General features: G+C 62.4%; 12 protein-coding genes. 9 read left to right on the top strand and 3 right to left on the bottom strand.

Going from position 1 to position 11713, the window contains the following annotated elements:
• Positions 1 to 100 precede the first annotated feature (100 nt).
• Genes ACJO2E_RS18205 through ACJO2E_RS18175 form a run of 7 tightly spaced genes read left to right on the top strand, consistent with a single transcriptional unit; the run spans position 101 to position 6992 of the window.
• On the top strand, positions 101 to 1114 hold the full coding sequence (locus ACJO2E_RS18205; RefSeq protein WP_406965737.1) for an isopenicillin N synthase family dioxygenase: 1014 nt from the start codon (positions 101 to 103) through the stop codon (positions 1112 to 1114).
• A 1-nt stretch (position 1115) separates the two neighbouring features.
• Positions 1116 to 1502, top strand: a complete 387-nt coding sequence (locus ACJO2E_RS18200) for a VOC family protein (protein WP_406965736.1) — start codon at positions 1116 to 1118, stop codon at positions 1500 to 1502.
• A 33-nt stretch (positions 1503 to 1535) separates the two neighbouring features.
• The gene (locus ACJO2E_RS18195; protein WP_406965735.1) at positions 1536 to 2624 is read left to right on the top strand and encodes a BMP family ABC transporter substrate-binding protein; all 1089 of its coding nucleotides are present in this window, start codon (positions 1536 to 1538) and stop codon (positions 2622 to 2624) included.
• Positions 2621 to 4141: an ABC transporter ATP-binding protein gene (locus ACJO2E_RS18190; RefSeq protein WP_406965734.1), complete on the top strand. Its 1521-nt coding sequence runs from the start codon at positions 2621 to 2623 to the stop codon at positions 4139 to 4141. The genes ACJO2E_RS18195 and ACJO2E_RS18190 overlap by 4 nt, the downstream gene beginning before the upstream one ends.
• Positions 4134 to 5225: an ABC transporter permease gene (locus ACJO2E_RS18185; RefSeq protein WP_406965733.1), complete on the top strand. Its 1092-nt coding sequence runs from the start codon at positions 4134 to 4136 to the stop codon at positions 5223 to 5225. Before ACJO2E_RS18190 ends, ACJO2E_RS18185 begins: the two co-directional genes overlap by 8 nt.
• Before the next feature lie 2 nt (positions 5226 to 5227).
• A complete protein-coding gene (locus tag ACJO2E_RS18180; protein WP_406965731.1) occupies positions 5228 to 6154 on the top strand; it encodes an ABC transporter permease in 927 nt (308 codons plus the stop codon).
• Positions 6155 to 6197: 43 nt separating this feature from the next.
• Positions 6198 to 6992, top strand: coding sequence for an SDR family NAD(P)-dependent oxidoreductase (locus ACJO2E_RS18175; RefSeq protein ID WP_406965730.1), 795 nt, complete (start codon positions 6198 to 6200; stop codon positions 6990 to 6992).
• Between the two features lie 25 nt (positions 6993 to 7017).
• Here the strand turns inward: ACJO2E_RS18175 and ACJO2E_RS18170 are convergent, their stop codons facing one another.
• The 3 genes from ACJO2E_RS18170 to ACJO2E_RS18160 form a co-directional block, all read right to left on the bottom strand.
• Positions 7018 to 8016, bottom strand: a complete 999-nt coding sequence (locus ACJO2E_RS18170; RefSeq protein WP_406965728.1) for a formamidase — start codon at positions 8014 to 8016, stop codon at positions 7018 to 7020.
• A 69-nt stretch (positions 8017 to 8085) separates the two neighbouring features.
• Positions 8086 to 8790 (bottom strand): GntR family transcriptional regulator, encoded by a 705-nt coding sequence (locus tag ACJO2E_RS18165; RefSeq protein ID WP_406965727.1) that lies wholly within the window; start codon positions 8788 to 8790, stop codon positions 8086 to 8088.
• Between the two features lie 58 nt (positions 8791 to 8848).
• Positions 8849 to 9070 carry a hypothetical protein gene (locus tag ACJO2E_RS18160; protein ID WP_406965726.1) on the bottom strand — a complete coding sequence of 74 codons (222 nt, stop codon included), beginning with the start codon at positions 9068 to 9070 and terminating at the stop codon, positions 8849 to 8851.
• Between ACJO2E_RS18160 and ACJO2E_RS18155 the strand changes: the two genes are divergently transcribed.
• Together ACJO2E_RS18155 and ACJO2E_RS18150 are read left to right on the top strand one after the other, a co-directional pair.
• A complete protein-coding gene (locus ACJO2E_RS18155) occupies positions 9069 to 10637 on the top strand; it encodes an ABC transporter ATP-binding protein (RefSeq protein WP_406965725.1) in 1569 nt (522 codons plus the stop codon). The two genes, ACJO2E_RS18160 and ACJO2E_RS18155, sit on opposite strands and share 2 nt — an antisense overlap.
• Positions 10634 to 11692 (top strand): ABC transporter permease, encoded by a 1059-nt coding sequence (locus ACJO2E_RS18150; protein ID WP_406965724.1) that lies wholly within the window; start codon positions 10634 to 10636, stop codon positions 11690 to 11692. Before ACJO2E_RS18155 ends, ACJO2E_RS18150 begins: the two co-directional genes overlap by 4 nt.
• Positions 11693 to 11713 lie beyond the last annotated feature (21 nt).

Here is an 11713-nt window from a genome sequence, read left to right as displayed (position 1 = left end):
ACGTTTGCTGCTTCGCCCTCCGTCAAGCGAGTAGGGGCCCAACCCGGCTGCTGCCTGACCCGCCTCTCGCAACCATCGACCTGTCACGAGGGCATGCGCTATGAAGCTGCAACATGTACCAACCATTGATCTTGGCCCCTATTTCGACGGCTCCCCCGAAGGCAAACAGCAGGTGGCCGAATCGGTTGACCAGGCCTGCCAGGACATCGGCTTCCTGGTCATCACCCATCACGGCATCCCCAAAGAGCTGGTGGAGCGCGTCTACAACCTGAGCCGGCAATTCTTCGATCAGCCCATGGCGGAAAAACGCAAGGCCGACCGCCCAAGACCGGACATGGTCCGTGGCTACAGCGCCGTTGCCGAAGAGAGCCTGTCCTACTCCCTGGAAGAGGCCGCACCCGGGGACCTGAAAGAGTCCTTCTCCATCGGCCCGGTCGGGGTACCGGACGACGACTACCACCTGGGACCAGCGGCGGGGCCGCACTTTGCCCCCAATGTGTGGCCGGAGAACATCGATGGCTTCCGCGACGCCTACTGCGATTACTTCGAGGCCATGAGCGATCTGGCCCGCTCGCTGATGCGCATCTTCGCCCTGGCACTGAAGCTGGACGAGCGCTTCTTCGACGACAAGATCGACAAGGAAATCAGCATGCTGAGGACCCTCAGCTACCCCAACATGGGCACCAATATCGAAGAGGGACAGATGCGGGCCGGTGCCCACAGCGACTATGGCAGCCTCACCATCGTCAAGCCGGATGATTCACCCGGCGGGCTGCAGGTGCGCAACCAGAACGGCGACTGGGTGGACGTACCCTACGTCGAAGACAGTTTTGTGGTGAACATCGGCGACCTGATGATGCGCTGGACCAACGACCAGTGGATCTCCACCCTGCACCGGGTGGTCAATCCGCCACTGGATGCCAGCGCCACCCATCCGCGCCAGTCCATCGTCTTTTTCCACCAGCCCAACTACGACGCCGTCATCGAGTGCCTGCCCAGTTGCCTGGGCGACGGTGAGGCCCCGCTCTACCCGGCGGTCAGCTCCGGTGACCACCTGAAATCCAAGTTCGTCAAGCAGACCACCTTCGGTGGCAGCAAGCAGGAGGTGGCCTGAGATGAGCACCCTGTCCTACGTCAACGTGTTTGCCGAAGACATCGAGGCACTCAGTGGTTTCTACCGGAACCTGTTCGGGTTCACGGACATTCCGGAAATCCGTTCCCCGATTTTCCGGGGGCTGGACACCGGCCGTTCCTGCATCGGCTTCAATGCCCTCGACGCCTACGAACTGCTCAAGCTGGAGGACCACGCCGATACCAAGGGCTGCAAATTCCTGCTCAACATCGACGTTGACAGCAAGGACGAGGTGGACCGCTTTGTGCCCGACGCCGTGGCCGCCGGCGCCACCCTCGTGAAGGAACCCTACACCACCTATTACAACTGGTACCAGGCCGTGCTCCTGGACCCGGAAGGCAATGTGTTCCGCATCAATCACATGATGTAAACCCGCCCCACGCAACCAAAGGAAGTACCCGAAATGAGAAAACTCGTACTCAGTGCCTGTTTCGCGCTGGCCAGTTTCTTTGGCCTGGTAAACACCGTTGCCGCTGAGGGGCTGACCCTCGACGGCCCTCCCAAGGTCGCCATGCTCTACATCTCCCCCACCAATGATGGCGGCTGGACCCAGGCCTTCGAAGAGGCCCGACAGCGCCTGGAGGATAAGCTGGACATCAAGATCCAGTATGTGGAAAGCGTTCCCGAGTCCGCCTCCGCGATCCGACCGGCCGTTGAGCGCTTCATCCAGCGCGGCGCCAATATCATTATCGGTACCGCCTTCGGCTACTCCGATACCTTCAAGTCGCTGTCTGAAGAGTACCCGGAGGTGGCCTTCCTGAACGGGTCCGGCACGACCAATGGCCCCAACCTGCTGTCCTTCTACGGACGTACCTATGAGAGTCAGTACCTCTGCGGCATGGCCGCCGGTGCGGCGTCGGAAACCGGCAAACTCGGTTTTGTCGCCGCCAACCCGTTTGGCCAGGTGAACTGGACCATTAACGCCTACGCCATGGGCGCCCGCGAGATCAATCCGGACGCCACCGTGACCGTGGTGTACACCGGTGCCTGGAACGATCCCACCAAGGAACGCTCAGCCACCAAGGCCCTGATCGACCAGGGCGCCGACGTAATCGGCCAGCACGTGGACACCCCCACCCCGCAGCTGGTTGCCAAGGAGAACGGCGTTTACGGCACTGGTCACCACCGGGATTTCCGCGAATTTGCCCCGGAAGCCACCGTCTGCTCGTCCGTCTGGGTCTGGGACCGATTCCTGGAAACCGAGCTGGATAAGATCATCGCCGGCAACTGGGTACCCCGGGAAAACGGCGCCCTGCTTTCCATGGAAGAGGGCGGCACCGACATCGCCTGCTGCGGCCCGAACATCAGTGAAGACGAGGAAGCCCAGATCATGGCTGCCCGCGAAAAGCTGATGAATGGTGAGCTGGACATCTACGCCGGCCCCCTGAACGATCAGGACGGCAATGTAAAAGCTGCCGAGGGTGAGACCATCCCCGACGGTGAACTCTGGCAGATGGACTGGTTCGTTGACGGAGTGATCACGCAGCAATGAGTAAACAGAACGCGATCCAGCTAACTGGCGTCAGCAAGACCTTCGATGGTTTCAGGGCCCTCGCAGACGCCGACTTCACCGCCAAATGGGGAGAGGTACACGCTCTGCTGGGGGAAAACGGTGCCGGGAAGTCGTCCCTGATGAACATCGTGGCCGGCCTCTATGGCCCCGAAGGCGGATCGCTGTTCATTGATGACAACCCGGTCAAGCTCCGTGGCCCCAAGGAGGCCGCCAAACTCGGCATCGGCATGGTTCACCAGCATTTCAAGCTGGTGACACCATTCACCGTTGCCGAGAACATTCTCCTCAACCTGGGCCATATCCAGACCAGAGGAGTGTACCGGGAGCGCCTGCGCCGGGTGTCTGACGACATCCGTGCCATGGCCGACCGCATTGGGTTCGATATAGACCCCGATGCCCCCATTCATCAGCTTTCCATCGCTGAACAGCAGCGCGTGGAGATCCTGAAGGTGCTGTTGGCGGGCGCCAAGGTCCTGATTCTCGATGAGCCCACCGCCGTGCTTACCGAAGAAGAAGCCGAGCGCCTGCTGACTACTGTGCAGGGGTTTGCCCGGGAGGGCGCCGCCGTCATCCTCGTCACCCACAAGATGAACGACGTGCTGCGCTACGCCGATCAGGTCACCATTATGCGTGGCGGCCGCACCGTCACCAGCCTCAAGCCCGATTCGGTAGCGGTGGACGAACTGGTCCGTCTGACGGTAGGCGAATCCACCGCCAACGCCGATCAGGCCAGTGCCGAGCGGACACCCGGCGAGCCCTACCTTCGGGTCAGTGGCCTGACCAGCACGGGTGGTCGCCGGGCCCTCAATGGACTGGAACTGACCCTGAACCGGGGCGAGATCTATGGTATCGCCGGTGTCGGTGGTAACGGCCAGAGCGAGCTCGCCAATGCCCTGATGGGCATACCGGAGCCGGTTCAGGGTGACATGGAAATCATCGGCGAAGGCGACCTTGCCGATCTGGACGCCGCCCAGCGCCGAGCCCTGGGTATCGCATCAATCCCGGCCGACCGTTACGGCTCCGCCCTCGCCGGCCCACTATCCATCACCGACAACTTCGCCCTGGGCGACATCCACTCCGGTCGCTATGGCCCGTTCTGGTACCTCAAGACCCGGGCCATTGAGACCGATGCCGCCGAGGCGGTGCGCCAGTTCGATGTCCAGGGGGTCCGCTCCCTGAAACAGAAGGCCGCCCTGTTGTCCGGCGGTAATGCCCAGAAACTGGTGATCGCCCGGGAGTTCAGCCGCCCGCCGCGACTGGTGCTCGCCCACAGCCCCAGCCGGGGGCTCGATGTGAAAGCAACGGAAGCGGTCCGGGAGCGCCTGCGGGCCGCCCGGGACAACGGCGCTGCCGTTCTGCTGATCAGCGAGGACCTGGACGAAGTCATGGCCATGGCCGACCGGATCGGGGTGATGTCCGCCGGTCGCATCGTGGCCGAATTCCCCCAGCCGGCCGACCGTCAGGCCATTGGACAAGCCATGGTGAATCATGTCTGAACTTGCACTACGACGCCCGCTACTCAATCGCCGGTACACCCTGGAAATCCGCCAGCAGATGGCCTGGCCCTGGCAGGCACTGATCCTCGGCGGTTCACTGGTACTGGGGCTGCTGATTTCCGGTGCGATCCTGGTCATCGCTGGCGTTCCCGCCGGCGAACTGCTCAACGAATTCGTGTTCCTGACCCTGTTCGACGCCCAGAGCCTGAAATCAGTGCTGTTCCAGGCATCGCCCCTGATCATGGTGGGGCTGGCCGGCTGCCTGGCGTTCCGGGCCAAATTCTGGAACCTGGGCCTGGAAGGCCAGATGATCTTTGGTGCCATCGGCGCCACCGCCATCACCCTATGGGAGATTGGCAGCCCGGCCATGCGACTGCCGCTGATGGTGATTGCCGCCATGGCTTGCGGCCTGTTGTGGTCGATGGCTCCGGTGCTGCTGCGACTGAAACTGCAGGTAAACGAGATCGTATCGACGCTGATGCTCAACTACATCGCGATCAACTTCCTGCTGCACCTGATGTATGGGCCGTGGAAAGATCCCAAGGATGCCTTCCCCTACTCTCCCAAATACGAAAGCTTCGAGCTGTTGCCGGACCTGGCCAATGGCCTGAGCCTGTCCATTCCCATCGCGATAGGCACCGCCCTGCTGGTGCTGTGGTTCGTCAGCATCTCCCGTGGCGGCCTGTATCTGCGTTTTGTCGACAAGAGTCCCAAGGTGGCGCGTTCTGTGGGCGTACCGGTGGCCCGCACCATTCTGCTGGCAGTACTCTTTTCCGGTGCCCTGGCAGGCCTGGCCGGGCTGATGGTGGCCGCCGGCCAGGAAGGCCGCCTGACCCACTCCTTCTACGTGGGCTACGGTTTCTCCGGCATCCTGATCGCCTTCCTGGCCCGCAATAACCCTATCGCCGCCACCTGCGCCGCGCTGTTGATCGCCACCCTGTTCGTGGCCGGCCGCAGCCTGCAGGTGTTCTACCAGATTCCCTTCGCCATGGTTCAACTGATCCAGGCGGTGCTGGTGATCTGCGTGGCCTCATCCGACTTCTTTATCCGTCACCGCATTCGCCGCGTACAGCTGGGAGACTGACCATGGACCTGATTACGAGCTGGATCGGCAACATCCCCGAATTCGCCGTGCCCTTCGCCCTTGCCGCCCTGGGGCTGATCATTACCGAGAAATCCGGCGTCCTCGCCCTCGGCGCCGAGGGGCTGATGCTGGTCGGTGCCGTCGCCGGCATTGGTGCCTATCTGACCTTTGAGCAGAACGCCGTCGCCCTGATCATGGCCATGGTGACCGCGAGTGTGGTGTCACTGCTGTTCGCCCTGATGGTGCTGGTCATGCGCATCAACCAGGTTATCTCCGGACTGGTACTGGTGTTTTTCTGCCAGGGACTGAGCACCCTGGTGGGCACCCTGATGGGCTGGACCAACCAGCCAGTGCCGGGACTCCAGGCCATTGCCCTGTGGCCGCTGTCGGAACTGCCCTATGTGGGCCGGTTCTTCGTGCAGAACATCGTCGTCTACCTCACACCGGTCATTTTCCTGGTCACCGTCTGGGCACTGTACCGATCAACGCCAGGCCTGCGGTTGCGGGCAGTAGGTGAGAACCCACAGGCCTCCGATGCAGCCGGTATTACGGTGCTGGGCTACCGGCTCGCTGCCATCGTGGTGGGCGCCGCCCTGATCGGCCTGGCCGGCGCCTTTATCTCGGTACTCAGCACCAAGCTGTGGATTGCCAATATGACCGGTGGTCGCGGCTGGATTGCGGTCGCCCTGGTGATCTTCGCCCGCTGGTCACCCTGGAAGGCCCTGGCCGGCGCCATACTGTTCGGCTGCATCGAAGCGCTGATTCCTCAACTGGCGGCCTCCGGCATCAAGCTGTCCCAGTACTTCGTGTTCATGGCGCCCTACGCCATCACCCTGGGCGTGATGATCTGGGTAGCGGCCAGCAAACGCGACACCAGCAGCCAGCCCGGCGCCCTGGGTATGCCATTCATCCGCGAAGAACGCACATGACGGAAACCTTTCGTTCCACCAGTAACACCTTCAGGAGATCGCCTTGAGCAAGACCGTATTTATCACTGGCGCCACGTCCGGCTTCGGGGCTGCTACCGCCCGCCGGTTCGCCCGCGACGGCTGGGCCGTCGTGATCAGTGGACGGCGCGAGACACGACTGCGTGCGCTCGCCGACGAGCTAAGCTTTCTGGCTCCCGTACACACCATCGTTCTGGACGTTCAGAATGCGGATGCTGTCCGCGATGCCATCGAATCGCTGCCGGCGACATTCCAGGACATCCATACCCTGGTCAATAACGCCGGCCTGGCCCTGGCACCGGATGCCATGCAACGGGTGGATCTGTCGGACCTCCACACCATGATCAACACCAATATCACCGGCCTGGTGAACATCACCCATACCCTGCTGCCCAGCCTGATCCGCACCGGGGCTGGCGCCACCATCATTAATATCGGCTCCACCGCCGGTGAATGGCCCTACCCCGGCAGCCATGTCTACGGGGCCACCAAGGCCTTCGTGAAACAGTTTTCCTACAACCTGCGCAGTGACCTTCAGGGTACTGGGGTGCGGGTAACCGACCTGGCCCCGGGCATTGCCGAGACTGAATTCTCGGTGGTCCGCAATGGTGGTGACCGGTCAGCCGCAGAGGCCGTCTATGAAGGCACAGTACCCCTTACTGCCCGGGACGTGGCGGAGCAGATTGCCCATATCGCCAACCTGCCGGAGCACATCAACATCAACCGGGTGGAAATGGTGCCGGTAAGACAGGCCTGGGGGCCTTACGCCATCCACCGTGACGCCACTCAACCGGCCCCCGCGCCCACACAGGAAGCCTGAACCATGCCGAAACTGACCCGCGCCGTTACCGATCAGATGTGTACTCCCGCACCGGCGGCTCAAAGCCGAAGTCCCGGCCATCCACCACCTTGACGTCGTTGTCCCAGGGCAGCTTGTACTCACCCTTCACCATGTCCTGCATGAAGGTATACGGGCAATCCCCGGCTCCTCCCTTGACCGCAACATATCCCCGGTGCCCCAGCTGGTAGATGTTGTTTTCGACGCCCCAGTGGATACGGGCCTCGTCCACCAGGTCGGGGCGCACTTCCGCGGTGATGATCTCATCGGCAAAGCCGCTGCCTTCCACCATGGGCTCGCCATCGAAGTTGACCACCATGCCCTCGCCCATGGAGTTGAAGGTGCCGTCGGTACCGGCCAGGCAGACGTTGGCGGTGACCATCAGGTTGCAGAAGGCATTGGCCTGGTTGGTGATCTTCCAGGCATGGCGGATGGGCGGGGTGTAACCGGCAGTGCGCAGCATGATGTTGGCCCCCTTGTAGGCGCACTCCCGGGCCACTTCCGGGAACATGCCGTCGTGGCAAATCGCCAATGCTAGCCGGCTGCCATTGGGGCCGTCGCACACCGGAATACCCAGGTTGCCGGGCTCCCAGGGTTCCACCGGCACCCACGGATGCAACTTGCGATAGAACAGGCGCACCTCACCCGTATTGTCGATGATTACCCCGGTGTTGTAGGGATTGCCTCCGGGGTTGTGCTCCATGATGGAAAAGCAGCCCCAGATATCATGCTCACGACAGGCCTGGCGGAATGCGGCCATTTCCGGGCCATCACGGTCACACATAATGGCCGGATCAATGTTCATGGACAGGCCATGCAGGCAGTACTCAGGAAACACCACCAGGTCCATGACCGGTGACTGTCGGCGGGCTTTCCCGACCAGATCACACACACGTCCGGTCTGGGCCTTCAGCTGTTCCGGCGTGGCCACATCGGGCAGCTGCAACTGCACCAGTCCGATCACCACCCCATTCGGGGACTTGTTCAAACCACCTAATCCGCTCATTCCGCTTCCACTCCTGTTTCAATAGGACAATGTCGGAAGCGAATGAGCAGGAAGCGTGCCAGACGACCGTTAGCCGGCGCTGGACTCAGTCTCCATGGCCCGCTCACGCCGGCGCATTTCCAACTGGGCCAGGGTCACCTCACGGCTCTTGGCCTGGCTTTCGAGGATATGGGCCCGCAGCATGGCAGTCGCGCCGTCCAGGTCATTGGCCAGGATCCGCTGGCAGATCTCGTGATGCTCCCGATAGGTCTTCATCACGCTGTCCCGGTCCGGCAGCCCGAGGCGGCGCACGATGCGGATATGGTTGTTGACGTCCCGCAGGTACTGGACCAGCACCGGGTTGCCACAGAGCCCGGCCAGCCGGATATGGAACGACTCTTCCGCATCCTTGAACTGCTCCGAGCCTTCCACGCCGTACCCCAGCCGCTCGGGGTCCCAGTCCTCCGCCAGTTGCGCCACCTCCCGGTAGGGAATGCGCTGTCCCATCAGGGCAATGCCCTCAAGCTCCAGACCAACCCTGACATCGTAGTATTCCGCCAGTTCAAACACGTCCAGTTGCCGGATATAGCAGCCATGCTTGGGCCGGATGGTGAGGTAGCCCTCCACCGCCAACCGTTGCAGGGCCTCCCGCACCGGTGTCCGGCTCACCCCGAAGCGCTGCGCCAGTTCGGTTTCGGTGACCCGGCTGCCGGGATACAACTCGAGATTCATGATGCCCTGACGCAGGTCCTGGTAGATGCGGTCAGTGGTCCATTTCCTGGGTGATTCGGTCATGATTCGTTCCCTGCCATTCTGTTGCATACATCATTCATCAAGAAACGCTGGATTTCAATCACTCTGATAACTCTCCGCCCGCCTTCTGCGCACCACGGGGATGCATCCGCAAGATTCCTGCACCATAAAAGGTCGCAAAAAACAGCATCATTGATCGTTTATCAGCAAGGAACAGAAAGAGTGCCCTCATCAATCCCGGCCCCATGCGCGTCAGGAACAGGTGGCATGAACCATGCAATGTTGTATACAACAAATAATCCAACTCAAGGCTTGCTTGCATGGAGATCCAGCTCTACAACATCACCAAGCGGTTCGGAGAGGTTACCGCCAATGATGGTATCTCCCTGGATATACGCCAGGGTGAAGTCATCGCTCTGCTCGGCGAAAACGGCGCCGGCAAGAGCACCCTGATGAAGATGCTGTTCGGACTCTACCCGCCAGACGAAGGCAGCATCCTCGTCAATGGCAAGGAAACCAGCATCGACTCCCCCCAGAAAGCCATGTCACTGGGCATCGGCATGGTGTTCCAGCAGTTCAACCTGGTGCCGGCCCTGTCTGTGCTGGACAACCTGCTGCTGGCTTATCCCAGGCCACCCTTCTGGACCTTCCGGCGACTGTTTGGCGAGGGAGCCCCCCATCGGCGGGTGCTTGCCTATCTGGAGGAGCTCGCACCGGGGCTGGACCCGAACACCCTGGTGCAGGACCTGTCCGTCGGCCAGCGTCAACTGCTGGAACTGGTCAAGGTACTGAACCTGGACGCCAGGGTGCTGATCCTGGATGAACCCACCTCGGTACTGCCCCCCCAGGAAGCGGAACGCCTCTGGGGACTGATCCGCAAACTGGCCGAGGCCGGTCGCAGCGTGGTGCTGATTACCCACAAGATGCAGGACGTGATGGCCTGTGCCCATCGCGTGGTGGTGATGAGGGCTGGCCAGATGGTACAGACCCTGACCCGGGAGGCGTGCACCGAAGCCTCACTGGTCAGCCTGATGATGGGCGACAGCAGCCAGCGCTCCGACATCGACACCAACAACAGGGCGGATTTTGCCGGCAAACCGCCCCGCATCAGTATCCGCAATCTGCAGGCGCGACACGGCATCCAGTCCATCGAAGACATCAACCTCGACATCGGTCCCGGCGAGATCCTCGGCATTGCGGGTGTATCCGGCAATGGCCAGCACCTGCTGGCCGACTCCCTGGTGGGACTGACCCCGCTGACCCGAGGGGAGGTCATTATCGACGGTACCACCCTCCATTCGGCGGGCCGCGCGCCCCGGACCTCAGACCGGGTGGCTTATATCCCTGAGCAACCGGCTGTCAATGCGGTGGCCAGCGACCTGTCACTGACCACAAACGTCGCCCTTTCCCATTTCCGCCGGCTTCGCTTCTTTCCCGCCTGGGAACCGGAGGAAGAGAACACCCGGGACATAATCCACCGTTACCAGGTCCGCCCTGACAATCCGGCCCTGCAAGCCGGCCAGCTGTCGGGCGGTAATCTGCAGAAACTCGTGGTGGGCCGTGAACTCCAGGGCCAGCCGGACCTGATCGTGGCGGCTTATCCCACCATGGGGCTGGACGCCGGCGCCGCCCATGACATTTACCAGGCCCTGTTCGCCAAGGCCCGTGACGGCGCTGCCGTGCTGTGGATTTCCGAAGACCTGGACGACCTGATGTCCTATGCCCACCGCATTGCGGTGCTGCAGGGCGGCCAGGTGTCCGGCATGTTCGATCCGCAGCAATGCGGCCGCCTGGATATCGGTCGAGCCATGACCGGTGAACATCAGCCCGCCGCTGAGCCGCCTCCCGGCCCCACACCCGCTGAACCCGACGCGAGGACCGCCTCATGACAAGCACCATCCAACCTGCACTGCGGTTCGGACAGCGACTGCTCGGCGGACCGGCCGGCGCCGTTCTGGTGATGACAGCCACCTTTGTAGTGGCAGCGCTGGCGTTCTTTGCCATTAACGGCCGGGAATCAGTTCCCCTGTTCCAGGAAATGGTCATGGGCGCCTTTGGCGACAGCTATTCATTCAGCGAGACCCTGGTCAAAACCGCCCCCATCCTGCTGACAGCTCTGGCAGTGGCATTGCCCGCCCGTCTCGGCCTGATCAGCGTGGGGGGTGAGGGACAGCTCTACCTCGGCGCCCTGTTCGGCACCGGTGCCGTACTGGCGGCGGTGGATCAACCCGGCTGGCTGCTGATGCCATTGATGCTGGCCGGGGCCATGGCGGGCGGCGCTCTGTGGGGCATGATCCCCGGGCTCCTCAAGACCCGCCTCGGGGTGAACGAAACCATCTCCACCCTACTGCTCAACTACGTCGGGGTGTTGCTGGTCAGCTTCGTGGTCCATGGCCCCTGGAAGAACCCCAATTCCCTGGGCTGGCCCGCCACCATCGAGTTCCCGGAAGGCGCCATCCTGCCCCAGTTCTTTGATACCCGGGTCCATATGGGCCTGGTGTTCGGCGTGGTCGCCGCCATCGTGCTGCACATCCTGGTCACCCGCAGTCGCTGGGGCCTGGGGCTTCAGGTAAGCCGCAGCAATCCGCGGGTGGGCGCCACTGCCGGCATCTCCTACGAACGTAACGTGCTGATCGTCATGGCTGTCGGCGGACTACTGGCCGGACTCGCCGGCATCGCGGAAGCCTCGGTGATCCAGAACCGCCTGCAGGACGGCCTCGCCAGCGGCTACGGCATGACCGGATTCCTGGTGGCGTGGCTCGCCGGCCAGCACTTCCTGCGCATCATTCCGCTGTCGGTGCTGATGGGCGGGCTACTGGCGTCGGCGGACTCACTGCAGCTCTATGCCCAGCTCCCAAAGGCCAGCGCCGACATCCTGCAGGCGCTGCTGTTCATCATCGTGCTGGCGGTGGCCAGCCTGTGGGCCAGGCGCCGTGAGGCCTGATCGCACCGTCGCCTGAAAGCA

This window comes from Marinobacter shunpengi (genome assembly GCF_045449695.1).
In the GTDB taxonomy this organism is placed as follows: Bacteria; Pseudomonadota; Gammaproteobacteria; order Pseudomonadales; family Oleiphilaceae; genus Marinobacter.
The sequence above is the reverse complement of the archived record's forward strand: the minus strand, read 5'-3'. Positions and strand labels throughout refer to the sequence as shown.